At 62.6% G+C, this 26,779-nt stretch carries 20 protein-coding genes and 1 tRNA gene; 9 read left to right on the forward strand and 12 right to left on the reverse strand.

The genetic code is table 11. From position 1 onward, the window contains the following. Positions 1-4 precede the first annotated feature (4 nt). Positions 5-520: a DUF3299 domain-containing protein gene (locus NLX68_RS18850; protein WP_036997008.1), complete on the forward strand. Its 516-nt coding sequence runs from the start codon at positions 5-7 to the stop codon at positions 518-520. Between the two features lie 110 nt (positions 521-630). Further along, the gene (locus NLX68_RS18855) at positions 631-1,314 is read left to right on the forward strand and encodes an OmpW family protein (RefSeq protein WP_038998518.1); all 684 of its coding nucleotides are present in this window, start codon (positions 631-633) and stop codon (positions 1,312-1,314) included. A gap of 78 nt (positions 1,315-1,392) precedes the next feature. Here the strand turns inward: NLX68_RS18855 and NLX68_RS18860 are convergent, their stop codons facing one another. Next, the gene (locus tag NLX68_RS18860) at positions 1,393-2,322 is read right to left on the reverse strand and encodes an NAD-dependent epimerase/dehydratase family protein (protein ID WP_254285207.1); all 930 of its coding nucleotides are present in this window, start codon (positions 2,320-2,322) and stop codon (positions 1,393-1,395) included. Continuing rightward, on the reverse strand, positions 2,315-3,199 hold the full coding sequence (locus tag NLX68_RS18865) for a sugar nucleotide-binding protein (protein ID WP_010222827.1): 885 nt from the start codon (positions 3,197-3,199) through the stop codon (positions 2,315-2,317). Before NLX68_RS18865 ends, NLX68_RS18860 begins: the two co-directional genes overlap by 8 nt. Positions 3,200-3,494: 295 nt before the next feature. Here NLX68_RS18865 and NLX68_RS18870 point away from each other — a divergent pair, with 295 nt between their 5' ends. The 3 genes from NLX68_RS18870 to NLX68_RS18880 are packed head-to-tail and all read left to right on the forward strand — an operon-like array spanning position 3,495 to position 6,199. After that, positions 3,495-4,538, forward strand: a complete 1,044-nt coding sequence (locus tag NLX68_RS18870) for a TauD/TfdA family dioxygenase (protein ID WP_254285208.1) — start codon at positions 3,495-3,497, stop codon at positions 4,536-4,538. Between the two features lie 17 nt (positions 4,539-4,555). Continuing rightward, positions 4,556-5,350 (forward strand): TSUP family transporter, encoded by a 795-nt coding sequence (locus NLX68_RS18875; RefSeq protein WP_254285210.1) that lies wholly within the window; start codon positions 4,556-4,558, stop codon positions 5,348-5,350. 9 nt (positions 5,351-5,359) lie between these two features. Next, positions 5,360-6,199, forward strand: coding sequence for an alpha/beta hydrolase (locus NLX68_RS18880; RefSeq protein ID WP_254285212.1), 840 nt, complete (start codon positions 5,360-5,362; stop codon positions 6,197-6,199). A 6-nt stretch (positions 6,200-6,205) separates the two neighbouring features. Here NLX68_RS18880 and NLX68_RS18885 read toward each other — a convergent pair whose 3' ends face one another. Beyond that, the gene (locus NLX68_RS18885) at positions 6,206-7,024 is read right to left on the reverse strand and encodes a helix-turn-helix transcriptional regulator (protein ID WP_254285214.1); all 819 of its coding nucleotides are present in this window, start codon (positions 7,022-7,024) and stop codon (positions 6,206-6,208) included. A 175-nt stretch (positions 7,025-7,199) separates the two neighbouring features. Between NLX68_RS18885 and NLX68_RS18890 the strand changes: the two genes are divergently transcribed. Beyond that, on the forward strand, positions 7,200-8,642 hold the full coding sequence (locus tag NLX68_RS18890) for a sodium:alanine symporter family protein (RefSeq protein WP_254285215.1): 1,443 nt from the start codon (positions 7,200-7,202) through the stop codon (positions 8,640-8,642). Positions 8,643-8,723: 81 nt separating this feature from the next. Next, positions 8,724-9,716 (forward strand): asparaginase, encoded by a 993-nt coding sequence (locus NLX68_RS18895; RefSeq protein WP_254285217.1) that lies wholly within the window; start codon positions 8,724-8,726, stop codon positions 9,714-9,716. 4 nt (positions 9,717-9,720) lie between these two features. Here NLX68_RS18895 and NLX68_RS18900 read toward each other — a convergent pair. From NLX68_RS18900 to NLX68_RS18940, 9 genes are all read right to left on the reverse strand, one after another. Then, positions 9,721-9,816: transfer RNA gene (locus NLX68_RS18900), tRNA-Sec, on the reverse strand. A 9-nt stretch (positions 9,817-9,825) separates the two neighbouring features. Further along, on the reverse strand, positions 9,826-11,745 hold the full coding sequence (gene selB, locus NLX68_RS18905) for a selenocysteine-specific translation elongation factor (RefSeq protein ID WP_254285219.1): 1,920 nt from the start codon (positions 11,743-11,745) through the stop codon (positions 9,826-9,828). Then, the gene (selA, locus tag NLX68_RS18910) at positions 11,742-13,172 is read right to left on the reverse strand and encodes an L-seryl-tRNA(Sec) selenium transferase (protein ID WP_254285220.1); all 1,431 of its coding nucleotides are present in this window, start codon (positions 13,170-13,172) and stop codon (positions 11,742-11,744) included. Before selA ends, selB begins: the two co-directional genes overlap by 4 nt. Before the next feature lie 159 nt (positions 13,173-13,331). Further along, complete coding sequence (fdhE, locus tag NLX68_RS18915) at positions 13,332-14,255, reverse strand: formate dehydrogenase accessory protein FdhE (protein WP_254285222.1); 924 nt, start codon at positions 14,253-14,255, stop codon at positions 13,332-13,334. 4 nt (positions 14,256-14,259) lie between these two features. Then, positions 14,260-14,913 carry a formate dehydrogenase subunit gamma gene (locus NLX68_RS18920; RefSeq protein WP_254285224.1) on the reverse strand — a complete coding sequence of 218 codons (654 nt, stop codon included), beginning with the start codon at positions 14,911-14,913 and terminating at the stop codon, positions 14,260-14,262. Next, a complete protein-coding gene (gene fdxH, locus NLX68_RS18925) occupies positions 14,910-15,860 on the reverse strand; it encodes a formate dehydrogenase subunit beta (protein ID WP_254285226.1) in 951 nt (316 codons plus the stop codon). The genes NLX68_RS18920 and fdxH overlap by 4 nt, the downstream gene beginning before the upstream one ends. Beyond that, the gene (fdnG, locus tag NLX68_RS18930) at positions 15,860-18,925 is read right to left on the reverse strand and encodes a formate dehydrogenase-N subunit alpha (protein ID WP_254285227.1); all 3,066 of its coding nucleotides are present in this window, start codon (positions 18,923-18,925) and stop codon (positions 15,860-15,862) included. Before fdnG ends, fdxH begins: the two co-directional genes overlap by 1 nt. A 164-nt stretch (positions 18,926-19,089) precedes the next feature. Beyond that, a complete protein-coding gene (locus tag NLX68_RS18935) occupies positions 19,090-19,842 on the reverse strand; it encodes an SDR family NAD(P)-dependent oxidoreductase (protein WP_254285229.1) in 753 nt (250 codons plus the stop codon). Between the two features lie 24 nt (positions 19,843-19,866). Next, complete coding sequence (locus tag NLX68_RS18940; RefSeq protein ID WP_254285231.1) at positions 19,867-20,652, reverse strand: TSUP family transporter; 786 nt, start codon at positions 20,650-20,652, stop codon at positions 19,867-19,869. A gap of 369 nt (positions 20,653-21,021) precedes the next feature. On the opposite strand from NLX68_RS18940, the gene NLX68_RS18945 reads away from it, so the two are divergent. Continuing rightward, on the forward strand, positions 21,022-22,404 hold the full coding sequence (locus tag NLX68_RS18945; protein ID WP_254285233.1) for a PLP-dependent aminotransferase family protein: 1,383 nt from the start codon (positions 21,022-21,024) through the stop codon (positions 22,402-22,404). A gap of 358 nt (positions 22,405-22,762) precedes the next feature. Beyond that, positions 22,763-26,779: DUF5801 repeats-in-toxin domain-containing protein (locus tag NLX68_RS18950; RefSeq protein ID WP_254285234.1), on the forward strand; the 4,017-nt coding region annotated here is incomplete at its 3' end.

Raw genomic sequence — 26,779 nt, forward strand, 5'->3', positions numbered from 1 at the left:
TTCGATGACCCGCGCCCTGCTGCTGTCACTGCTGTTGATCGCCGCCCCTTCATGGGCGGCCGAACCCCGTACCCTGGAATGGCAGCAACTGATCCCGGCCGGGGCGCCGGTGATCCAGCCGCAGTTGGCGCCGCTGCACGACCTCTCGCAATTGAGCGATGCCCTGGCCGCGGAAGCGGCGCCAGCAGCGCGGCAAACCGCGCCGAATGCCCCGGTGGTCAAGGCCCTGGATGGCCAACAGGTAAAACTGCCGGGCTATATCGTGCCGCTGGAAGTCAGCGAAGCAGGCCGCACCACCGAGTTCCTGCTGGTGCCCTACTACGGCGCCTGCATCCATGTGCCGCCACCGCCATCGAACCAGATCGTTCACATCTTCAGCGAGATCGGGGTGAAGGTCGAAGACCTCTACCAGCCTTACTGGATCGAAGGCCAGATGCAGGTCAAGGCCACGAGCAGTGAGCTGGCCGATGCCGGGTATCAGATGGAAGCCGAGAAAATTTACGCATACGAGCTAGAATAAATGGCCGCTTGCAGGGCTTTAGCGATTTCATTGAGCTGAATCAAAAATCGCCGTCCGTCAGCTCCTTACCATTGGACTCATTAAATTCTAAACGTCCTTTGGGAGCTTCCATGAACAAGTCCTTGCTTGGCGCCTCGCTCGTTGCTCTGGCGCTTGCAGCCCCTGTTGCCCACGCCCACCAGGCTGGCGACTTCATCCTGCGTGCCGGCGCGATCACCACCGCTCCCAACGAGAACAGCGGCGACATCAAGCTAGACGGCACCAAGATGTCCGGCACCAAGGCAACCCTGGACAGCGACACCCAGCTGGGCCTGGCCTTCGCCTACATGCTGACCGACCACATCGGCCTCGAGCTGCTGGCCGCCACCCCGTTCCAGCACACCGTTGGCGTCAAGGGCCTGGGCGCTGGCCTGGACGGCAAGCTGGGCGACATCAAGCAACTGCCACCGACCCTGTCGCTGCAGTACTACCCGATGGAAGCTTCGTCGAAGTTCCAGCCTTATGCCGGTATCGGTCTGAACTACACCATGTTCTTTGACGAAGACCTGAGCAGCAACCGCAAGGCTCAAGGCTTCAGCAACATGAAGTTGAAAGATTCGGTCGGCCTGGCGGGTCAGTTGGGCATGGACTACATGATCAACGACAACTTCCTGATCAACGCCGCGGTCTGGTACGTCGACATCGACACCAAGGCCACCATCGACGGCCCAAGCGCCCTGGGCGTCGGCAAGACCAAGGTCGACGTGGATGTCGATCCATGGGTCTACATGGTGGGTGTGGGCTACAAGTTCTAAGCGTCGTCTAAACGCACATCGCGGGGCAAGCCCGCTCCTACACAGACATGTAGGAGCGGGCTTGCCCCGCGATGCTTTTCAGCGTCCTAGCAGACGCGCCAGCCCGACCACCAATGGCGTCGGCTCAGGAACGTCAAAACGCGTCAGCAAGCGCTGATTGTTCGCCCGCGAATGGCGAATGTCACCCGAACGCGCCGGTCCGTAGCTGATCGCTGGCAGGTCACCGACCACCGACTTCAGCGCCGCCAGCAACTGGTTCAATGAAGTTGCCTGATTCAGGCCAATGTTCACCGCCCCCTCTGCGACTGCTGCCATCTCCAGTGCCTGGACCATTACCGTGACCAGATCGCCGACATAAAGAAAGTCGCGGGTCTGCTCGCCATCGCCAAACAAGGTTATCGGCGTACCGTTCAGGGCACGCTCGCAGAAAATGCTGATGACCCCGGAATACGGCGAGGAAGGATCCTGGCGTGGGCCGAAGATATTGAAGAAACGGAACACCACCGGTTCCAGACCATGCTGGCGACGGTAGAAGTCCAGGTACTGCTCACTGGCCAGCTTGTCCACGGCGTAAGGCGTCAACGGCGCCTTGACGGTGTCTTCATCGATTGACTGACCTTCGCCGTTGTTGCCGTAGACCGCGGCGCTGGAGGCAAACAGCACGCGCTTGATGCCGTTCAGGCGCATGGCCTCGCAAACATTGAGGGTGCCAATGAAGTTGCTCTGGTGGGTTTTCACCGGGTCATCCACCGAGGCTTGCACCGAGGCGACAGCGGCCAGGTGCACGACAGCCTGGCAACCGGCCGCAGCGCGTTTGACCAGTTCGGCATCGGCGACATCGCCTTCGACCAGTTGCAGACGCGGGTTGTCCATCTGCAGGTTGCTGCGCTTGCCGGACGACAGGTCGTCGAGGATGCGCACCGCATAGCCTTTTTCCAGCAGCGCATCGCTAAGGTGGGAACCAATGAAGCCGGCACCGCCGGTGATCAGAATAGGGGCATCAGCCATGACGATAGAAGCGATCCAGTAAGGGCGGCAAACCGGCGCGCCAGGCGCGAGGCTTGATGCCAAAGGTATGGAGAATTTTCTTGCAGGCCAGCACGGCATGCTGCGGCTCTTCACTGGCGTCCGGGCGCGCGGCGTGAGCCTGCGCAGTCGGTGCCTGGACCGCCAGCGTATGCAACTGGGCAGCTTCAGTGAGGATAGCCTGTCCCAGCGCCAGCGGCGTGGTCGCCTCGTTGCCGGCGTAGTGATAGGTACCCCACAAGGGTGCGGCACAATCGAGCTGCTTGAGCACCGAAAGGATGACCCGCGCGGCGTCATCCACCGGTGTCGGGTTGCCACGCCGGTCATCGGCCAGCAACAACTCCTGCGGTTGCTCGGCGCGGGTCAGAAAGCGCCCGAGCACGCCATCAATGCTCTCATCAAGGACCCAGCCAAAGCGCAACAGCACATGTTGCGGGCAGGTGGCGCGCACGCTCTGCTCGATGCGCCACAGGGCCTGGCCCCGCAGGCCCAACGGCACCGGTTCGTCCTTCTCGCTGTAGGCGGTGGCCCGCGAGCCATCGAAGACCCGGTAGCTGGACGGCTGGACAAGAATGATGTTGTGGTGCTGACACAGTTCGGACAGGCGCTCGACGGCACGCTCCTGCTGGGCCAGGCGCTGCTCGCTGACCGCTTCGGCCTGGAACCAGTCGAAATAGTAGGCCAGGTTGATCAGCGCATCGGGGCGGGTATCGTCGAGCAGCTGGGTCAGGCTGGCCGGATCCCAGCCGCTGTCCGGCGGGCGTGGCGCCAGAAAGCCGATATCTTCCTCGGCCCCGAGTCGAATCAGCGCTTGCCCGAGGGCACTTCCACCACCCAACAGCATCAGGCGCATTCGCATAGAGTCAGCAGGTCCGATCAGATTATTGGAAGAAAGCCTTCATTTTGCGGTTTCCGGCAGGGGAAGTCCAACACAGGGGTGCGCAGCTCACGCGGCATTGCGTCAAGGCTGAAGAATATTCTGCACTTACACAAATCCGGAAACTGCCTATACTGCGCCCGGAATTAGCTGACTGTCCTGAATGGATTAACCAGGAGGATAGTTAGCTTATTCGTTCGCTGGAGGCCAGACGCTCAGCCTGACACCCGGTCGGCACGGATTGCCAGATAAAACCAATAACAAAGGAATGTTTCCCATGCAGGATTCGGAAGTCGCGTACCTAAAATTCGATCAGGACCAGGCCCGTACGCTGGCTGCTGCCAGCCAGTATCTCGCAGACCTTGGCGGCCCTCAGGCACCCGGCGTCGCCAGCCAGGCCCGCCAGTGGGCGCAGCGCCTGCAGCCTATCCTCGATGCCAGCCAGAAAGCCGTTCTGCAACGCTTTGCCGATGGCCAGCTGTCAGCCCTGATGTGTTCGCAGATGACCTGTCCGGGGAGCGACCCTCTTCCCGAACACCTGCCGCAGCTGGCCCCCCTGGCCCAGAGCGAACGCTGCCTGTACCTGGCCTCGCGTAACCAGTTGCTGCTGGAGCTGGTGAGCTACCGTGCTTTTGCCTTCGATATCGATAACGAGGGCCAGATCGTGCGCCTGGTCGGTAACTTCAAGGGTGGCGGCAGCGTGCCCCGGCCCGGCGAGGAGCACAACACCCGGATCGAACTCAGCTCTCACGCCGGACTGCGCCTGGGGCCGCACACCGAAGCCCCCTACAACTGCTCGGTTGTCGCCCGTGAAGGCCGCTCGCCAGCCCCCTCGGCGCTGATCCTCTCCGCCCGCTGGAACCCGGCCAACGAACCGACCCGGATCATCCCGCTGCGCGGCATCCTCGAACAATTGGGCAGCCTGCATGCACTGGCGCTGACTTCGGCGTCCTTCGACTTCACCCGCAGCGACTGCTTCGTTGCCGGCCAAGGCGAAGCCGGCAAGGCCACTACGATGCTGCAATTCGATCCCAATGGCGGCTTCAGCCTGCGCTACAACTCGTATCGTTTCTCGCTCAATGATCACGCCAGCGACGCTGCCGCCCGCGCACTCGACGCCTTCCAGGCCCTGGTCAAGGACGCCCAGCCCTTGCCGTTCGTGCTCCAGCCCGACACCGCGTTGCTGGTCAACAACAACCGCGCCCTGCACGGGCGCGACATTCTCCAGGACAACCGGCGGCTGCTGGTGCGCCTGTTCGGGTACTCGCGCTTCGCGAGCCCGATAGTGCTCAATGACGACCCGCTGCTGGTGCGTGGCTGAACAAGGAAAACACCCAGATGATGGAAATTGATATCACCCTGTTACTGACCCTGGCGTCGGTGGCGCTGATGGCCGGCTTTTTCGACGCCATCGCCGGCGGTGGCGGCCTGATCACCTTGCCGGTGCTGTTCGTTGCCGGCATCGACCCGCTGGCGGCGATCGCCACCAACAAGTTCCAGGCCGCGTCGGCCACGGTCTCGGCCACGGTTGCCTTCACCCGCAAGGGCATGATCGACTGGAAGCGCGGCCTGCCGATGGCCGCCATGTCGTTTGCCGGCGGCGCCCTGGGGGCGTTGTCGGTCAGCCTGGTGCCCAAGAGTTTTCTACAGGCCTGCGTACCGGTGTTGCTGATCCTGGTGGCTGCCTACTTTGCCTTCAGCCCCAAGCCGGACGAACAGCAGCGCAAGGCGAGGATTTCGATCAGCCTGTTCTGCTTGGCGGTGGCGCCTGTGATCGGCTTCTACGACGGGGTGTTCGGCCCGGGGGTGGGTTCGTTTTTCATGGTTGCCTGCGTGATCCTGCTTGGCCAGCCGATGCTGCGTGCGGTATGCAACAGCAAGCTGCTCAATGCCGCCTGCAACCTCGGCGCGCTGTCGGTGTTTTCGCTCAGCGGGGCCATCGTCTGGCCCCTGGCCCTGGCGATGGCCTGCGCGGCCTTCGTCGGCGCGCAACTGGGGGCTCGCTGCGCGGTGCATTTCGGTCCTAAACTGATCAAGCCGCTGCTGGTCTGCGTATGCTGCATCATGGCTCTCAAGCTATTGCTCAGCGCCGGCAACCCACTTGGCGAATGGCTGCATCATCAGTTCCTCTAGGCGGTGTCCATGCACCTTGAAACGATTTCGACGCAACGCTCCACCTGGCAATACGATGAACCCGCGCCGGCTGCCGAGCGCTTCATCAGTGAAACCTTCGACGGCTTCCAGCAACAGGCGCGGCTGCTGATACCCGATCAGGAGCGCGCCGCGCCACTGTTCGTGATCGGTGGTGCGCGCTCTGATTTCACCCGCCTCAACCCGCTGCTGTATCGCTTGCAACAGCAGGGTATCGGCTCGCTGACCGGCAACCTCTCAGGCCACAGCCTGGCGGCCGAGCCCGGCGCACCACAACCGTCGCTGACCACCAACCTGGAGGAGGCGCAGCGCTTTCACCGGCATATCGCCGAGCGCTGCCAGACCCTGCTCGGCCACAGCCTCGGCGGCGCCATCGCGCTGAAACTGGCCGCGCAAACACCGGCCATCGACAAGCTGGTGCTGACCTGCCCGGCGGTTTACCCGGATGCCGCCCACCAGGCGCCCTTCGGCCCGGCCTTCACCGAGGCGATCCGCCAGCCCTACGGGTTTCTCGACTGCGACAGCTACGAATTCCTGCGCAAGTTCCAAGGCCGGGTGCTGCTGGTGATCGGCGAGTTCGACGGGCTCAACTCCAGGGCTTACGGGCAAGGCGAAGGCACCTCGGCCGGCACCTTGTGGCTGGCCGGTGCCCAGCGTTACAGCCCGATCCCCGAAGAAGTCACCCAGGCCCTGCTGCGCGCAGTGCCGGCGCCGCACCTTGAGTGCCTGCTACTGACCGACTGCGATCACGGCATCGCCGCGCACCTGCGTGACAAGCCGGCCGTGGCCGATCAGGTGGCGCAGGTGGTGGCGGAGTTCATTCTCGGCTGAGCGTGGTTACTCGATCTCGAACAGGCCGTTGCGGATCGGCCCGGCGCTCAGGCGTTCGCGTACGTCGTCGTCGATCCGCGGGTCGTCCGGGCGGTACAGCTTGACCTGGCGGTAAGCGCTGATGCGGTTGATCTCGGGGCCCAGGTATTCCCACACCACCCGAGTGCAGGCCGGGGTGCGTCGGTCACCGCTGGAAACCCCGGTCTTGAGGCCGTTGAGGCGGGTGATGCGGCTCTTGAAGCTGGGGATCAGGATGGTCTGGCTCATCTCGTTGACGGTCAGCGATTCGTAGTCGAGCAAAAACAAGCGGTCCTGCAGCTGGAACGCCGCACCCAGGTAGCGACAACGCACCCAGTCTTCGGCCTGCACGTCGGTGCTGCTGGAGCGCTCCTGACGCTCCTGGCGCTCGAACAAAAAGCTGCCGCGCTCCTCACGCAGGTGCACCAGCGACAGCAGGATCGAGCCCGGTACTGACATGCAATTGGAATATTCGAAGTAGTAACCGCAGTAGCGCGACAGGTTGCCGGCATGTTCGCGCAACGGCCGCAGCAGTTCGACCAGTGGGTCGTCCTGGCTTTGCGCAAGGTTGATGGCGCTGCGGGCACCGATCAGGCGGGCGAACTGTTCCGACGGCAAACCCAGCTCGTAATCCTCGACACCGAAGAAATCGCCGATGCGCTTGAGGTTGTACGCCGTCGGCTGGCTCTGCCCGCTCAGGTACTTGTTGAACTGTGCGCGGTTGATCGATAACTGCCGGCAAACTTCCGAGATAGAGCGGTAGTGGCTGCAGGCAAGCTTGAGATTGGTGCCGAGATGTTCGCTCATATGAGCCGTTCCAGGTGATGCGATAGGCGCCAGTTTAGCATCAAGTCGCATCAATTGAGAGCAACCCGCGAAATTGTAACCAACCTTGTCATGACCAACCATGCGCCCCCATGGATACGGCGCATCGACGCCGGCCTGTCGTCTTTCATGCGAAGAATAAGAATCGAGGTATTACATGCTCGAAGCGCTCAACGATTTCCTCTCGGGGAAACTCCTCATCGTGCTTATCGTCGGACTCGGCAGCTATTTCACCCTGCGCTCCCGTTTCGTCCAGTTCCGCCATTTCGGCCACATGTTCAGCGTCTTCAAGGAATCCCTTCGCGGCCAGGCAGGCCAACTGAGCTCGTTCCAGGCGCTGATGCTGAGCCTGGCCGGCCGTGTCGGTGCCGGTAACATCGCTGGTGTCGGCATTGCGGTTACCCTGGGCGGCCCGGGCGCGGTGTTCTGGATGTGGGTCACCGCACTGGTGGGCATGTCCAGCAGCTTTTTCGAGTGCACCCTGGCCCAGGTCTACAAGCGTAGCGACGGTGATGGCCTGTACCGTGGCGGCCCGGCCTACTACATCCAACACGGCCTGAAGCTGCGCTGGATGGCGGTGGTGTTCGCAATCCTGCTGCTGGTGACCTATGGCTTCACCTTCAACGGCCTGCAGTCCTACACCGTGACCCACTCGCTGCAGAACGCCTTCGGCTTCGAGCCGCAGTACACCGGTATCGCCCTGGCCGCCCTGCTCGGCCTGGTGTTCATCGGTGGCATCAAGCGTATTGCCTCGGTGTCCGATCTGCTGGTACCGGTCAAGACCCTGGCTTACATCGGCGTCACCCTGTACGTGATCTTCACCCAGATCGAACACGTGCCGGCCATGCTCGAGACCATCATCAAGAGCGCGTTCGGCCTTGATCCGGCCTTTGCCGGCCTGCTCGGCAGCGCCATCGTCATGGGCGTGAAGCGTGGCGTGTTCGCCAACGAAGCCGGCCTTGGCAGTGCGCCCAACGTCGCCGCCGTCGCGGCGGTACGCCACCCGGCGGCCCAGGGTGTAGTTCAGGCCTTCTCGGTGTTCCTCGATACCTTCGTGATCTGCACCTGCACCGCGCTGCTGATCCTGCTCTCGGGCTTCTACACCCCAGGCTTCGAAGGTGACGGCATCGCCCTGACCCAGAACTCCCTGGCCGCTGTGGTCGGTGACTGGGGGCGGATCTTCGTCAGCGTGGCCCTGTCGTTGTTCGTCTTCACCTGCATCCTCTACAACTACTACCTGGGTGAAACCAGCCTGCAGTTCTTCACCCGCAATCGCCTGGTGCTGCTGGCCTACCGCGGCCTGGTACTGCTGCTGATCCTCTGGGGCTCGGTGCAGAACCTGTCGACCGTGTTCGCCTTTGCCGACATCACCATGACCTGCCTGGCGTTCGTCAACCTGATCGCCCTGGCCCTGCTGTTCAAGGTCGGCCTGCGCGTGATGCGCGACTACGACGAACAGCGCCGCGCCGGTATCGCCCAGCCGGTGTTCGATGCGTCGAAGTTTTCCGACCTCGACCTGGACCCGCAAGCCTGGCCGGTCAAGCCGGCTGCTGAGGCCGAGGCTGAAGTGGCTGTCGGTCAGGCTCAGACCCAGCGCTGATCCATACTGCAGAAAAAGCCGCCCCGTTCGTGGGCGGCTTCCCCCTCCCCCGCTTTTCTCTCACCTGCCCGGAAATTTCTCATGCGTGCAGTCAAGAACCTTCTAGTCCTGTACACCGGCGGCACCATCGGCATGCTGCAAACCCCGCAAGGCCTGGCGCCAGCCGGTGGCTTCGAGGCGCGCATGCGAGAACACTTGCAGCAACTGGCCGACGCGCCAATGCTGAACTGGCGCCTGCGCGAACTACGGCCGTTGATCGACAGCGCCAACATGCAACAAGGCAACTGGCTGGCGATGCGTGAGGCGATTGTCGACGCGGTCGAGCGCGATGGCCATGACGGCATCCTGTTGCTGCACGGCACCGACACCCTGGCCTACACCGCCGCGGCACTGTCGTTCTTGCTGCTCGGCCTGCCGGTACCGGTGCTGTTGACCGGTTCGATGTTGCCGGCCGGCGCCCCCGACAGCGATGCCTGGGACAACCTCTGCGGCGCCCTGCGGTTGATGGCGACCGGTATCGAGGACGGCGTGCAGCTGTATTTCCACGGCCAGCTACTGCATGGCGCGCGGACCTCGAAGCTGCGCAGCGAAGCGTTCGATGCCTTTGCCGCGCTGGCGCGTGAGCGCAATGGGCAACGTGCCGAGTCGATCCCGTCCTGCCTGGACTACCGCCAGGCGCGCCAACCGGTAAACCTGATGGTGTTGCCGGTGTTCCCGGGGCTGCAGGTCGGTCATCTGCGCAGCCTGCTGGCCAGCGGCGTCCAGGGCCTGCTGCTGGAGTGCTATGGCAGCGGCACTGGGCCGTCGGACGATCAGGACCTGCTTGATGCGTTGCACGACGCTCGCCAAGCTGGAGTGTTGATTGCTGCGATCAGCCAGTGCCCGGAAGGCGCGGTGCACTTCGATACCTATGCGGCCGGCAGCCGCTTGCGCGATACCGGCCTGGTCAGTGCCGGCGGCATGACCCGCGAAGCTGCGCTGGGCAAGATGTTCGCCTTGCTCGGTGCCGGGTTGGATGTGCAGGCGGCGGAGCACTGGTTCGCCCTGGACCTGTGCGGCGAACGCGCGCAGTAGAAAATGGCGGAAGGCAGCGGGAGTCGAACCTGCCCGGGAACGGCTGCCGTCCCCAACCGGGTTTGAAGCCCGGCCGCGCCACCGGGCGCGATTGCCTTCCTTGAACGGATTACTGCCCGGGCGATTGCGCCAGGGCATTGTCGGCGCGGATCTGCCGCCGATCACCGACACGCCGGGTCAGGCCGATGCGGTCGAAGTACTCGAGTATCTGCACGCTGCGTTTGCGGCCGATCCCCAAGACATCGCGAAACGCTGCGACCTGCACCACCGGGTCATCGCTGGCCAGCTGCAAGAGCATAGCCGCCATTTGCCGGATCGTGGCCTCAGGATAGAACAGATCGCGCACCACCTGGTGCACCTGCCCCAATCGGCCGAGCTTGCGCAGCAACACCCGCACCTCGGCTTCATCGACGGGTAACGCCTTGGCCAGGTCACGTACCCAGGGGGGATCGAAGGCGCCGTCCACCAGCAACGGCTGCAACTGGCTCCACAGCAACGCATCCGCATCGCTAAGACGTATCCGATGTTCCGGCAAATGCAGCCACGGCCCGCTGCTACTCATCCTGTTGGCGGCGAGCAACTCATCCACCAGGCTGATGAATGCCGGACGCTCCAGCGCCAGGGCGACAAAGCGGCGCAAGCGGTCACGATCAGGGCCAAGCTGATCCGGTTCCTGCGCGTGGAAGCGCGCCAGCCCCTCCAACACTGTGTTTTGCAGCGCCTGCCAATGCTCACGGGTGAACAGCAGCGGGCCTTGCCGCGTGGCGATCACCTGGGCATTGGCGGGCAACTGCCAACTGCTGCGCAGGCGGTTGAACTGACGCTCCAGGCGCTGTGGATCAAGCCCGCCATCATCACAGGCGAGCAGCGCTGGCAAGGCCTGTTCCAGGCTGTCGGCGCTCGCCAATGCCTGCAACTGGGCCAGGCGCGCCTCGCTGCGGCGCTGGCGAGCTGGCGCAAACGGATCGAGCACGCGACCACCGCCAAGGGTGCGCTGCGCACGCTGATCCCGCAGCACCAAACGATCACCGTGCACCGCTTGCAGCGGCGCGTTAGTGAGCAACTGGGCGAACATGCGCGCGCCCGGCAGCAACTGCTCGCCTTGCAACAAGGCCACCCGAGCCGTGACATCCTGGGTGCCCAGGTGCACGTGCACCGGGCTGAAATGCTCGAAGGCGCGCAGTTCGCTGGCCAGCAGCTGCAGCTCGATATCCAGGCGCTGGGTCGGCGCATGCAGCCACTCGGCGAGCAGCCAGTCACCGCGGTGAACCTGCTCAAGCTGCAGGCGCTCGGCGCTGATGTTCAAGGCGACCCGCTGCCCGGCATGAGCCTCGGTGGCCGGCTGGTTCTGCGCATGCAGGCCGCGCACCCGCACCGGCTTGCCGGCTTTGCCCAACAGCAAGGTGTCGCCCAGTTGCACACGCCCATCCAGGGCGGTACCGGTGACCACGATGCCCGCACCGGCCACCGCAAAGGCGCGGTCGATGGCCAGGCGAAACCCGCCCTCGCGGCTGCGCTGGCTGACTTCACTCTGGGCCGCCAGCAAGGCCCGGCGCAGCGGTTCGATACCTTCGCCGGTCACGCTGGAAACCATGAACGGCGCCGCGCCCGCATAAGGCCCGGCAGCCAGCAACACGCTGACCTGGGTCTGTACCTCCTGCACGCGCTGCGGTTCGACCCGATCGCACTTGCTGATCACCACCAGAGCACGCGCAATACCCAGCAATTCGACAATCGCCAGGTGCTCGCGAGTCTGCGGCATGACGCCGTCATCGGCGGCCACTACCAGCAGCACCAGGTCGATACCCTGGGCGCCAGCGAGCATGTTGTGGATAAAGCGCTCGTGGCCAGGCACGTCAATGAAACCGGTTAGCGGTGCGCCAGGGGTCAAGGCGGCATAGCGATAACCGAGGTCGATGGTCATGCCACGCTCTCGCTCTTCCCGACGCTGGTCGCCGGCCTGGCCGGTCAAGGCTTCGAGCAGGGCGGTCTTGCCGTGATCGATATGCCCGGCGGTACCGACGATCACACCTGCACCTGCGGCAACTGCAACTGTGGCAACTGCGCCAGCCAACCGGCTTCGTCATCCAGTTGGCGCAGGTCCAGCCACAGGGCATCGTCATCGATGCGCCCGAGCACCGGAAGCGGCAGGGCCCGCAACGCGGCTTCCAATCCATGCAAGGTGCGCCCACGCAGGCGCTTGGACACCTGCGGGCGTACACACAAGGCTGCGCTCGGCAAGCGCGCCACCGGCTGGCTGCCACTGCCGATCATGCCCAACGCAGCTTCTGCGCTGACCGCCCACTGTTCGCCCAGCGTTTTTGCCAATGCCGGCGCCAAGCGTTCAGCCTGCTGGAGGATTTCGGCCTGTGGCCGGGTCAGCAGGCGCAGGCTGGGCAAGCGCGCGGCCAATTGGTCCGGGTTGCGGTACAGGCCCAGCACAGCTTCGAGGGCCGCAAGGGTCAGCTTGTCAACTCGCAAGGCGCGTTTGAGCGGGTTCTTCTTGATCCGCGCAATCAAGTCCTTGCGCCCGACGATGATCCCCGCCTGGGGCCCGCCCAGCAGTTTGTCGCCGCTGAAGGTGACGATATCGGCGCCATCGGCCAGAGCCTGGCGCACAGTGGGTTCGGCCGGCAGGCCCCAGCGGGTGAGGTCGAGCAAACTGCCGCTACCCAGGTCCTCCAGCAACGGCAAAGCGTGGCGATGGGCCAACTGCGCCAGTTCTGCCGTCAGTACCTGGCTGGTGAAGCCCTGGATGCTGTAATTGCTGCAGTGCACGCGCATCAACAGGCCGCTGCGGGGGCCGATCGCCGCTTCATAATCGCGGGCGTGCGTGCGGTTGGTAGTCCCCACCTCATGCAGCTTGACCCCGGCGCGGGCCATGATGTCGGGAATACGAAAAGCACCGCCGATCTCGATCAGTTCGCCGCGGGAGATGATCCCTTCCTTGCGCGCCCCCAGGCTGTTGAGCGCCAGCAGGACGGCAGCGGCATTGTTGTTGACCACGGTGACGGCCTCGGCACCGGTGAGTTCGCGGATCAGGCCTTCGATCAGGTCATCACGGTCGCCGCGCTTGCCACTGGCCAGGTCGAATTCGAGGTTGAGCGGGTAGCGGGCAGCCAGTTGCACGGCGTCGATGGCCTCCTCGGGCAGCAAGGCCCGCCCCAGGTTGGTGTGCAACACGGTGCCGGTGAGGTTGAACACCCGGCGGACCTGGCTGCGGTGCTGGGCAGCAAGGCGCTCAGCAGCCCGGCCCAGCAGCACGGGGGCGGCCAGCTCGGCGGCATCCAGTTGACCGAGCCTGACATCGTCGCGCAGATCGTCGAGCAGTTGGCGCAAGCTGGCCAGGACCGCATCGCGGCCGTAGCGGTCGACCAGCGCAAGGCTGGCGGGGTGGCGCAACAGGGTGTCGATGGAGGGTAGGCGGGTCGGGAGCTTGGCGAGGTTGGACGACATTCAGACGGTTCTCAACTTCAGCGTTGACCTAGTGGGAGCTGGCTCGCCAGCGATGGCATCACTACAGTCCTGGCGATGGACCGCAGCGCCTGCATCGCTGGCAAGCCAGCTCCCACAGGGTTCGGGTGGCATGGGCAAAACCTCAGTGTAGACCCTATCTCACTCCCCTCCCGGCGCCAGCAACAGGTTCGGCGCCAGGCGCTGAAACCCTTCCTGATCCAGGCGCATATCCAGCGCCAGGCTGGCCAGGTCGGCCGACAGGGCTTCGGCATCGGCGTCGTTTTCCAGGTAGATGTGCTTGAGGTAGGCGTTGCAGCCCGGACAGCACTCGGCCTGCAGCGGTGCCTTGGCGCTGGCATGGCGGTCGTCCTCGAAGCTGAAATACTTGAGGTCCTTGCTCTGCTCGCAGTACACGCACTTGACCCGCACCACATGCCACTCGCAGGCACACAGCGAACACACCAGGTAACGCAGGCCGTTGTACTTGCCGCGGTGGCGGATGACCCCGGCCATCGCCGGCGAGCCACAGGCCGGGCATTGGCACAGGCTGTCCGCCGCCTTCAACTCGACACCCTGCAGGCTCAGCAACCAATGGCTCCAGGCTGCCTGCAATGCTGCGCCGAGAAACGGCACCAACGCCGCCGGTACCAGGCTGTACTGGCCTGTGAGCAAGGCGATGGCCCACAGCTTGCGCTGTTCGTCGCCAGCACGCTGCAGTACTGCCACCGCATCCGCCACCGCGCCATGCGAAGCCGGATAGCGCTGCAACAACGCTTGCAGATAGGCCAGCCAACGGCCTTCGCGCACCAGGCTGTCGGCCGCCAGCGGCGGCAAACCGTGCTCCACACACAAGCGCTGGCGCTCAATGTCACTGGGGGCCGCGACAGGCGGTTGATCCAGCAGGCTTTGCTGCACCTGGCACAGGCCGGCCAGCAGCCGCAGGTAGTCCGCCAGCGGGTTGCCCGCAGCCAGTTGTTCCAGCCGCTGTGCGCGCAGAGCGAACAGATTGTTTGGCGGCAAGTGGAGAAACGGCGGCGTACTGGCCGCCGCTTCGATCTGCCCGGGTTCAAGAAGGGTGCTCAAGCGCTCATCCTTTTTTGTTGATCGGCGGCTCCGGTTGTTTATCGCCGGTCACCTCCCGATACCACAGCTCATGGTGTTTTTTCGCCCAGGCGCGGCTGACCCCGCCATGCAACATGGCGCTGGCCGAACCCTTGATCCAGATGCCCGCGTAAATGTGGACGATGATGCTCAGCACCAGCACGAACGCCGCCAGCGCATGCAGCAAGGTCGCCAGGCGAATCGAGCCGATGGCGAAGTAGCTGCTGAAGTAAGCGCGCCAGATCACCACGCCGCTGATCAACAGCACCAGCATGCACAGCAGCAAGGTCCAGAACAGCAGCTTCTGCCCGGGGTTGTACTTGCCGATCGGCGGTACGCCCTCCTCTTCGTTGCGCATTACCCGGTCGATGCGTTTGAGCCACAGGCGGTCGTTGGCGATAAAGTAGTTCGCCCGCCAGAAACGCAGCACCAGGCCAAGAAAGAACACGAACATCAACACGCCCATGAACGGATGCAATATGCGCGTCCAGGGACCGCCGCCGAACAGATGGCTGAGCCAGTACAGCGCCGGGTGAAACAGCGCCAGCCCCGACAACGCGGCCATGATGAACAGGATCGCCACCAGCCAGTGGTTGGTCCGCTCGTTGGCGTTGTAGCGCAGGATCGGTTTGTCGTTCATGGTCGTTCCTCCCCTTGCCCACCTGGCCGGTTCGGGTCATAGACATGCACCGCTGGGTCGACCACATGCACGCTGGTATCCGGCGGGCTGGGGTGCTCGTCTTCCTCGACCCGTTGCGGGCCGACGCGCACATAATGGAAGAACCCGGCCAGCACCGCCGCGCCCATGGCCAGCAGCGCCAGAGGCTTGGTCACGCCTTTCCACAAGCCCACCAGCGGGCTGATGATGGGCTGGTCTGGAAGGCCGGCATACACGTGTGGCGTATCGGCGTGATGCAGCACATACATCACGTGGGTACCGCCGACACCATCGGGGTCATACAAACCAGCGTTGTCGAAGCCACGCGACTTGAGGTCGACGATGCGCTCGGCGGCGTGCTCCTGCATGTCCTGCTTGCTGCCGAAGACAATGGCGCCGGTCGGGCAGGTTTTCACGCAGGCCGGCTCCAGCCCCACCGACACCCGGTCGGAACACAGGGTGCACTTGTAGGCCTTGTGGTCCTTCTGCGAGATCCGCGGGATATTGAACGGGCAGCCGGTGATGCAGTAACCGCAGCCGATGCAGTGGTCCTGGTTGAAGTCGACGATGCCGTTGGCATGCTTGATGATCGCCCCCGGGCTCGGGCAGGCCTTCAGGCACCCAGGGTCGGCGCAGTGCATGCAGCCGTCCTTGCGGATCAGCCACTCCAGGTTGCCCTCGCCGGTCTCGTGCTCGGTGAAGCGCATGAGGGTCCAGGTCTCGGCGCTCAGGTCCTGTGGGTTGTCGTAGGTGCCATGGTTGTGACCGACCTCGTCACGCAGCTCGTTCCATTCCGAACAGGCCACCTGGCAGGCTTTGCATCCGATGCACTTGGTGGTGTCGATCAGCTTGGCCACTTCCTCCTGCTGACGGATAGACGAAGGGGCGGTGGTGGTGGCCGAACGGGCGATGATGTCTTGGCTGGCCATCAGATTTTCTCCACATTGACCAGGAACGACTTCGATTCCGGGGTCTGGGTGTTGCCATCACCGAGGAACGGCACCAGGGTGTTGGTCAGGTAGCCGTGCCGGGTTACCCCGGTAAACCCCCAGTGCAACGGAATGCCGATCTGGTGCACGGTCTGGTTGTTGACCTGCAGCGGACGAATCCGCTTGGTCACCACCGCGACTGCCTCGATATGCCCACGCTTGCAGGAGACCCGTACCCGGTCACCGGCGGCGATGCCCTTCTCCTTGGCCAGGGCTTCGCCGATCTCGACAAACTGCTCGGGCTGGGTCACGGCGTTGATCGGACAGTGCTTGGTCCAGAAGTGGAAGTGCTCGGTCAGGCGGTAGCTGGTGGCCGCGTAAGGGAAGTCCTTGGCTTGCCCCAGGCTGTCCCACACCGAATCGAACACCCGCCCGGCCGGGTTGCTGGTCGCCTGCTTGTTGTTCGGGTGCAACGGGTTGATGCCGATTGGCGTCTCGAACGGCTCGTAATGCTCGGGGAATGGCCCTTCGGCCATCTTGTCCAGGGCAAAGAAGCGCGCGACCCCTTCGGGGTTCATGATGAACGGGTTCATCCCCGACTCCGGCGCCGCATCAACCTTGAAGTCCGGCACGTCGGTGCCACCCCACGCCTTGCCGTTCCACCACACCAGGCGCTTGTTCGGCGCCCACGGCTTGCCTTGAGGGTCGGCCGAGGCACGGTTGTAGAGAATCCGCCGGTTCATCGGCCAGGCCCAGGCCCAGCCCAGGTTTTGCTTCATCCCGTACGGATCGGCGTTGTCGCGCCGGGCCATCTGGTTACCCTGCTCGGTCCAGCTGCCAGAGAAAATCCAGCAACCGGAGGCGGTGCTGCCATCGTCCTTGAGCTGGGCGAAGCCGGCCAGTTGCTGCCCGGCCTTGACCAGCGCCCCCGAGGCGTCGGTGACATCGGCCACGGCGTAGCCACTGAACTCCTTGGCGATTTCTTCCGGCGTCGGTTCTTCGGGCACCTTGTAGGGCCAATTGAGCTTGAGGATCGACTCGGCCCAAGCGCCGCCGTCGCGCTGATAACGCTCGCGCAGGCGCAGGAACAGCTCGCTCATGATGCGCACGTCGGTACGCGCCTGTCCCGGCCCTTCGGCGCCCTTCCAGTGCCATTGCAACCAGCGGCTGCTGTTGACCAGCGAGCCATCCTCCTCGGCAAAGCAGGTGGTGGGCAGGCGAATGACTTCGGTCTGGATATTGGCCGTCTCGACATCGTTGAACGGCCCGGCATTGCGCCAGAACTCCGAGGTCTCGGTGGCCAGTGGGTCCATCACCACCAGCCACTTGAGCTTGCTCAGGGCGGCGGTGACGCGGTTCTTGTCGGGCAAGGCGGCAATCGGGTTGAAGCCCTGGCAGAAGTAACCGTTGACCTGCTCCTTGGCCATCATGTCGAACATCTTCAACACGTCGTAACCGGGGATATCCAGCTTTGGCAGGTAGTCATAGCCCCAGTTGTTCTCGACCGTGGCGTTGGCGCCATACCAGGCCTTCATCAGGCTGACATGGAACTTGCCGTAGTTCTGCCAGTAGGACAGCTGCCCCGGCCGCAGTGCCTTGGGCGCACGCTTGGCGATGTAGGCGTTGTAGTCTTGCTCAGCATCCGCGGGCAGGGTCAGGTAACCCGGCAGCAGGTTGGACAACAGCCCAAGGTCTGTCAGCCCCTGGATATTGGAGTGCCCACGCAAGGCGTTGACTCCGCCACCCGGCATGCCGACGTTGCCCAGTAGCAACTGGACCATGGCGGCACTGCGGATGATCTGCGAGCCGATCGAATGCTGAGTCCAGCCCAGGGCATAAAGGATCGTCATGGTCTTGCCCGGTTGCGAGCAAGTAGCGATCTCTTCCCAGACCTTGCGCATGCTGTCGGCCGGCATACCGCAGATCTGGCTGGCCAGTTCCAGGGTGTAGCGGCTGTAGTGCTGCTTCATCAACTGGTAGACACAGCGTGGGTCCTGCAGCGTCGGGTCGACCTTGGCAAAGCCGTCCTCGCCGATTTCGTAGCCCCAGCCGGACTTGTCGGTGTAACTGCGCTTGGCCGCGTCATAACCACTGAACAGGCCGTCTTCGAAACTGAAACCGGCTTTGACGATAAACGACACATCGGTGTAGTTGCGCACGTACTCGTGCTGGATCTTGTCGTTGCTCAGCAGGAAATTGATCAACCCGCCCATGAAGGCAATATCACTGCCGGTGCGGATTGGCGCGTAATAGTCGGCCACCGAAGCGGTTCGGGTAAAACGCGGGTCGACCACGATCAAACGGGCCTTGTTGTGGGCCTTGGCCTCGGTCACCCATTTGAAGCCACAGGGATGGGCTTCTGCAGCGTTGCCACCCATCACCAGAATCAGATTCGCGTTGGCGATATCGGTCCAGTGGTTGGTCATGGCTCCACGGCCGTACGTCGGGGCAAGACTTGCCACCGTCGGGCCATGTCAGACACGTGCCTGGTTATCGAACCCCAGCATGCCTAGGCTGCGAACAACCTTGTGGGTCATGTAGCCGGCTTCGTTGGATGACGCCGACGCCGCCAGGAAGCCTACGCTCAGCCAACGGTTAACGGTCTGGCCCTGGGCATTCTTCTCGATGAAGTTGGCGTCACGGTCGGCTTTCACCAGGTCGGCGACACGGTCAAGCGCTTCATCCCAGGAAATCCGCGTCCACTCGTTGCTCCCCGCCTTGCGCACCTGGGGGTACTGCAAACGGCTGGGGCTGTGGATAAAGTCGAGCAGGCCGGCGCCTTTTGGGCACAGCGTACCGCGGTTCACCGGATGGTCGGCGTCGCCTTCGATATGGATGATGTTCTGCGCCACGTTCTTGGCCGCATCACCCTGGCTGTACATGATCAGGCCGCAGCCGACCGAGCAGTAGGGGCAGGTGTTGCGGGTCTCTTTGGTGTGCGCCAGCTTGAAGTGGCGCACCTGCTCGGCGAAGGCAGGTGTCGGGGCCATGCCCAACGCCGCCAGGCTCGAGCCTCCAAGGCCAACTGCTGCGACCTTGAAGAACTGCCGACGGTTGAGATCCATCGTGCACTCCTGATCAGGTGGTGGACGCGCGGTGCGTTGCCGGCGTCGCTTGAACGATCACGGTGGCGACATTACTAGCAGTCACCAGTTGATACTGTAGTCAAGATTCCTGACCAGCGTGCTGAAAATGGCTCATTGCCGCCGGCATCACCCTGTTCGCCCCGCTACAGGTTGCGCACGACGTTGAGCGCAGCGCTGCTCTGGGCCACCGGCATGATCTCGATCGAGTTGATGTTCAGATGCTCGGGTTGCCGGGCAATCCAGGACACGGTATTGGCAATGTCCTCGGGGCGAATGGCCTCGACATCTTTATACAGCGCTTCGACCGCTTCCATGTTGCCGTTCAGGCGCACCACCGAGAAGTCGGTCCCTGAACACAGGCCCGGCTCGATATTGCTCACCCGCACCCGGGTACCGGCCAGGTCGGCGCGCAGGTTCAGGCTGAACTGTTTGACGAAGGCCTTGCTGGCGCCATACACATTGCCCCCCGGATACGGGTAGGTGCCGGCAATCGAGCCGATATTGATGATCAGCCCGCTATTGGCCTCGACCATCCCCGGCAGGATGCGTTGGGTGATCAGGGCAAGGCCGGTGATGTTGGTGGCGATCATCCGCTCCCAGTTCTGGGGGTCGCACTGCTGCGCGCGCTCGATGCCCAGCGCCAGGCCGGCGTTGTTTACCAGGACATCGATAGACAACGAGGCTTGATTGATCTGCCCGATTGCCTTGTCCAGCGATGCCTTGTCGGTGACATCCAGTGCCAGCGGGATGAAATGTTCACCAAGCTCCTGCCCCAGCTGCATGAGTTTGTCCATGCGGCGTGCGCCGCCGATGACCCGGTAACCTTCGGCGATCAGTTGGCGACAGATGGCTTTGCCAAAGCCGGCCGATGCGCCGGTCACAAATGCGGTTTTCATGCGGTTTTCCCCTTTATCAGCAGTTCAGGTCAGGTATTTCACGCCAAGGCTGGCGAACAGGCAGAGCATCGACAGCACCAGCACTTTGCGCACGACATCACTGCCCTTGCGAATGGCCAGGCTGCTGCCCAGATGGTTGCCAAGGATGTTGCAGGCCACCAACGGCAAGGCCAGCAGGTAAAGCACTTTGCCAGCCATCACGAACGCCACCAGCGCGCCGATGTTCGAGGCAAAGTTGAAGGTCTTGGAGTTGGCTGAACTGGAGACCAGGTCCATTTTCAGCAAGTAATGAAAAGCGATGATGAACAGGCTGCCAGTGCCAGGCCCGAAGAAACCGTCATAGAAGCCGATGACCAGGCAGGTCAGCGGTACCACGGTGAACAGCATGGCATCGGACAGCACGAGCTCCTGCACCGGCCGGTCCTTGGGTGTAAGGAAAATCAGAATGGCGAAGGGGATCAGCGCCAGGATGATCTTGCCGACCGTTTCCTGTGAGATCGACACAATCAGGTGCGCACCCAGATATGCGCCCAGCAATGAAAACGGCACGCCGACCAGCGCCACCTTCCAGACCATCTTGCTGTTGACCAGGAAGTTTCTGATCGCCGCCAGGGTCCCGAGGGTACTGACCAGTTTTTCCTGCCCCAGCGCCACTTGCGCCGGCAGGCCTACCAATAGAAAACCCGGCACCAGAAACAACCCGCCACCACCGGCGATGCTGTCGACAAAACCGGCAATGAAGGCAATGGCGCCCAGCACCAGCATCGCCAATACCCAATGCTCCGCCCAATAGGTCCCTAACTGATCCATAGCGCTACCCAGTACACGTGAAATGATTCAGGAAAGGACTTCGTGTGCTCAATGCAGCCAATGCTTCGATCGCAAGCAAAAATTACATCGACTCAATAATTGTAATTACAGAAACAAAATCGATTCAATTAATTTCTGCTGCCATGGCCTTCCATAGCACCGAAAACGCCACTAACTAATTGATTTTAATTGAAATTTATGAGCGAAATTTTTCACACTGTCGTTGCTATCACAGCAGTGAACAAGCGAGATCAGACAAGCTACAAATTGATTAAATGCATTCAATAAGACTCGATTACCCTTCGATTACTCTTGATCCAGGCTTTCATGCTAGGCTTGCGCGCTCATGTAGATTCTGGTGCTTTCCCTATGTGGGTTCCTCAATACAGCGGCCATGCGCAGCCGGTTTACCTGATGATTGCCGATGCCCTGGAGCAGGACATCAGTACCGGGCACCTGAGCCCGGGCGATCGGCTGCCAACACTCAAGGACCTGGCTGAAACCCTGAAAGTCACCCCCGGCACCATTGGTCGCGCCTATGACGAGGCGGCCAAGCGCGGGCTGGTGATTGGTGAAGTCGGACGCGGGACATTTGTCCTGCAAGCCAAGGCCAGGCCGGCCTCGCCCACGCCGGGCAAAAGCACCAGCACCGACAGCGCCCAGATCGACCTGTCGATCATCAAGCCCAATGACGCCGACACGGGCGGATGGCTACGGGATGCGATTACCGAACTCGCGCAGTCAGCGGATTTGAGCCGCGTTCTGGACTACACCAGCGACGGTGGTCATGCCGTGCACAAGCAAGCCGGTGCCCGCTGGGTACAACGCAGCCTGCCAGAGGCACGGTGGCAGCAGATCATCCTCACGTCTGGCGCGCAGCATGGCTTGCTGGTAGCGATCAGTAGCCTGTCGAACAGCAATGACGTGATTCTCTGCGAAGAGCACTGCTACCCCGGGATCATCTCCCTGGCCCACAGCCTGGATCGACGCCTCAAAGGCGTGCAGATCGACGAGTACGGCCTGCTGCCCGACGCTTTCAGGGCCGCCTGCATCGAACACCGTCCGGCATTGCTGGTGTGCGTGACCACCCACCAGAACCCGACCAACTCGATCATGCCAGCGGAGCGCCGCGAGGCAATTGCCCAGATTGCCCGTGAACATGATGTGTTCATCATCGACGATGACATTTACGGGTTCCTGGAGGCCCAACCGGTGCACAAGCCGATCTCGGCCTATGCTCCAGAGCGCTCCATCTACCTGACCAGCCTGTCGAAAAGCATTCTGCCGGCACTGCGCATCGGCTACCTGTATGCGCCCCCTGAAACCCTCTCGCGCCTGTCGTCGATGGTACGCAGCAGCGTGTGGATGCCTTCGCCGCTGATGGCACAACTGGCCAGCAACCTGATCAACAGCGGCATGGGCGAGCAACTGGTCAAGGTGCAACAGCAAGAGGCCGCCGCTCGGCAGCAAATGGCCAGGGACATTCTTGGCGGTTATCGGATTCGCAGCCAGCCCAACAGCTTCCATATCTGGCTGGAGTTGCCTGAACCCTGGACCTGCGACGAATTTGCCAACCTGGCCCGGGCCCACGGCGTAACAGTAGTCAGCGGCAGTCAGTTCCTGGCCCAGCGCACCACCGCGACGAGCGGAGTACGCATTGCCCTGATGGCCCCGAGCCGCGCCGAACTGGGCTTTGCCCTGACCAAGCTGGCCAGCTTGCTGGCGTCTCCGGAGCCCCGCCTGTTCTATTGATGCCACATTGGCAAAACCCACAAGCAAGCCGCAGCCAGTTACCGGCTGCGGCTTTTGTTTGCGTTCCGACGCCCTGACGCCTTAGTCATCTCATTACCCCCTCCCAAGTAGTCCGAAACTCCCATCTCGCCTGGGAGTATCGGCCGATGCGCGAGCTCCGGCGCTTATCCATAGTTGCGGCATGTACCAGTAGTAGGTCCACGATCCGGCGCCTATGCCTGGAATTGCTCAGGAGAAAGTCATGACTACACGCAAAAAAATAATAAAACCCACGAGCGACCTGACCGGTGACAGCAGTACCGATCTGTCCCCCCCCCACCAGGACGCCATCGCGAGTAAAGACCAAAGCAATACCTCCATGAGCGATCCACCCCCCCTCCAAACGCCAACCGTCACTACTGATCAAGCAGACTACGCCCCCGGCAGCACGGCCATCATCACGGCCAGCGGCTTCGCCGCCGGCAGCACAGTGGCGCTTGAAGTGGAGCACGCCACTGGCCCCGGCGCGGATAACGTGTGGGGTACCCCCGACGATGTACTCGATACCAACACCGGCGAGGGACATGAGCCTTGGTATGTGACCGACGGCGGTGCCGGCGATCTCGACGGCCAAGTCAACGGCAGCGTCACGACCTCGTGGTACGTGAACCCCGACGACTCGGCAGGCGCAACGTTCCTGCTCACCGCGGCCTCTGCAGGTGCCGATAGTAAGTTCGGTACCAGTGATGACGTTGTCGCGACAACGTCGTTTACCGACAGCGCCCTGAGTATCGTGGCGACGGGTGTGAACGTTACGCTGGACGAAACAGCCGGGTTGCAGAACAGCACGGCCACCGCAAGCCCTGCAGAAGACGCTGACGACAATGACATTCTGCTCACGGCGCTACCCTCGGCCTTCACTACTCGGTTGACAGCGCTGGGGGCAGGTACCGCAGCGGGTGCAGCCCTGAGTGGCTATACGGGTGCGGTGGGCAACACCGGCAGTGATGCGTTCACCATCACCGCGGCACCCGGCGGCAGCATTACCGATATCAGCTTCGTCGGCACCTCTGGCGCACCGCTCAATGGCCTGGACAGCGGACTCGATACCCTCAATGGCACCGATATCCTTCTCTATACCGATAGCAACAACAACATCCTGCTGGGCCGAGCCGGGGGGCCAGCCGGCGCGATCGTGTTCGCGGCCTACATTCAAGAAAGCGGATCGCCGGTCACCGGCGGCAAGATCTGGACCGTGGAATACCAGCCGCTCAAGCATCCGGACGCCAGTAACCCGGACGATGCCCTCAACCTGCTGAACAAGGTGTTCATCGGCGCCAGCCAGGACCTGGTCTTCAGCCTGGCCAATGCGCCCTCCGGGCAGAACCTGTTCCTGATGTTCACGACGGCGGCCCCGACCGTTGTTGACGTCGGTGGGGTCTTGCGGATCACGGACCCGACCATTATCGCCACCGGCAAGAACCCCGCCGACCAGTCAAGCGGCGCCAATATAACGACGGGCGACACAATCAATACCAGCCAGGCGGGTGGCCCGACCACCTTCGGCACCAACAACCAGATGATTACGGAACAGGAAGGCATCCGCTTTTCGTTCGTCACCGGTGCCAGGCAGAATGTGACCATTCCCAACCTGGATCAGAACGAAGCAGATGTTGAAGCCAACATCGACTTTACCGACGTCTTCAATACGAGGTCGGCCACGTTCGACGTCGTGCAGTTGCAAAGCGGCAAAAGCGCTATCGTAAAAATCAGCGCATTCAGCACCGCTGCTGAACCTGGCGTGAATTTCATCAACGGCTATGTAGGTGATGCGTCGGTTGCAATCAGCAATGTTCGCGTCATCAACATCAGCACCGGGCTGGTGATCGAGAACTCGGACGGCTCGGCGAATGATCCGGCCATTGTCATCAGCTTTGCTTCCGGGGTTGCAACCATCACCGGCGTTAAAGCCGGCTACAAGATTGAATACACCACAACGGCAGACCACAACCGCGTGCTCATCGAGAACGGCGCGGCCATCGACGCCAAGGGCACTAACCATGCCGATTTCGATATCGGTGGCTTCAAGCTGCTCCAAGTCTCTATTGCGAAAGCCGAAATCGGCTCGAAGATAATCTTTGAGGACGATGGCCCGAGCATCAGCACCACCGGCACCGAGCCGACGCTGACCGTCGATGAAACCGTACTGGCAACCAACGCCACGCAGAGTTTTGCCGCTAACTTCACCTCGGCATTTGGCGCCGATGGCGCCGGAACCCTGACCTATACGCTGGGCGTGATGGCCGGAGCCTCCGGGCTGACCGACACGGCAACTAATGAGGCGGTCAACCTGTCGCTCAATGGCACAGTGGTGGAAGGCCGCACGGCCACGACCAATCAACTGGTATTCACCGTCAGCGTCGCTGCCAACGGTGACGTCACCCTCGACCAACTCCGCGCCGTAGTGCATTCCAACACCACCAATCCGGATGACTCCACCAGTTTGACCTCGGACAACCTGGTGACCCTGACGGCGACCAAAACCGACAGGGATGGCGACAGCGTCCAGGCCACCCTGAATATCGGGCAGAACCTGGTGTTCAAGGATGATGGGCCAAGTATCAGCACCACCGGCACTGAGCCGACGCTGACGGTGGACGAAACCGTACTGGCGACCAACGCCACGCAGAACTTCGCTGCCAACTTCAGCTCGGCGTTTGGCGCCGATGGGGCCGGTACGCTGACCTATGCGCTGGGCGTGGTGGCCGGGGCCTCGGGGCTGACCGACACGGCCACTAATGAGGCGGTGAACCTGTCGCTCAACAGCGGCGTGGTCGAAGGCCGCACGGCGACGACCAACCAACTGGTGTTCACCGTCAGCGTCGCCGCCAACGGTGACGTCACCCTCGACCAGCTCCGCGCCGTAGTGCATTCCAACACCACCAATCCGGATGATTCCACCAGTTTGACCTCGGACAACCTGGTGACCCTGACGGCAACCAAAACCGACAGGGATGGCGACAGCGTCCAGGCCACCCTGAATATCGGGCAGAACCTGGTGTTCAAGGATGACGGCCCAAGCATTAACACCACCGGCACCGAGCCGATACTGACAGTCGATGAAACCGTACTGGCAACCAACGCCACGCAGAACTTCGCTGCCAACTTCACCTCGGCGTTTGGCGCCGATGGCGCCGGCACGCTGACCTATGCGCTGGGTGTGGTGGCGGGGACCTCCGGGCTGACCGACACGGCCACTAATGAGGCGGTGAACCTATCGCTCAACAGCGGCGTGGTCGAAGGCCGCACGGCGACGACCAACCAACTGGTGCTCACCGTCAGCGTCGCCGCCAACGGTGACGTCACCCTCGACCAACTCCGCGCCGTGATCCATCCCGACGCGACCAATCCGGATGACTCCACCAGCCTGACCTCCGACAACCTGGTGACCCTGACGGCGACCAAAACCGACAGGGATGGCGACAGTGCCCACGCGACCCTGAATATCGGGCAGAACCTGGTGTTCAAAGATGATGGGCCAAGCATCAGCACCACCGGCACCGAGCCGATACTGACAGTTGATGAAACCGTACTGGCGACCAACGCCACGCAAAACTTCGCTGCCAACTTCAGCTCGGCGTTTGGCGCCGATGGCGCCGGCACCCTGACCTATGCGCTGGGCGTGGTAGCCGGGGCCTCCGGGCTGACCGACACGGCCACTAATGAGGCGGTGAACCTGTCGCTCAACAGCGGCGTGGTCGAAGGCCGCACGGCGACGACCAACCAACTGGTGTTCACCGTCAGCGTCGCCGCCAATGGCGACGTCACCCTCGACCAGCTCCGCGCCGTGGTCCATCCCAACACCACCAATCCGGATGACTCCACCAGCCTGACCTCGGACAACCTGGTGACCCTGACGGCAACCAAAACCGACAGGGACGGTGACAGCGCCCAGGCCACCCTGAATATCGGGCAAAACCTGGTGTTCAAGGATGATGGGCCAAGCATCAACACCACCGGCACCGAGCCGATACTGACAGTCGATGAAACGGTGCTGGCAACCAACGCCACGCAGAACTTCGCCGCCAACTTCACCTCGGCATTTGGCGCCGATGGCGCTGGCACGCTGACCTATGCGCTGGGCGTGGTGGCCGGGGCTTCCGGCTTGACCGACACCGCTACCGGTGAGGCGGTCAACCTGTCGCTCAATGGCACAGTGGTCGAAGGCCGCACAGCCACGACCAATCAACTGGTGTTCACCGTCAGCGTTGCCGCCAACGGTGACGTCACCCTCGACCAGCTCCGCGCCGTGGTCCATACCAACACCACCAATCCGGATGATTCGAAGAGCCTGACCGCGGATACTCTGGTGACCCTGACGGCAACCAAGACCGAC

It is taken from the genome of Pseudomonas sp. SBB6 (genome assembly GCF_024213215.1).
In the GTDB taxonomy this organism is placed as follows: Bacteria; Pseudomonadota; Gammaproteobacteria; order Pseudomonadales; family Pseudomonadaceae; genus Aquipseudomonas; species Aquipseudomonas donghuensis.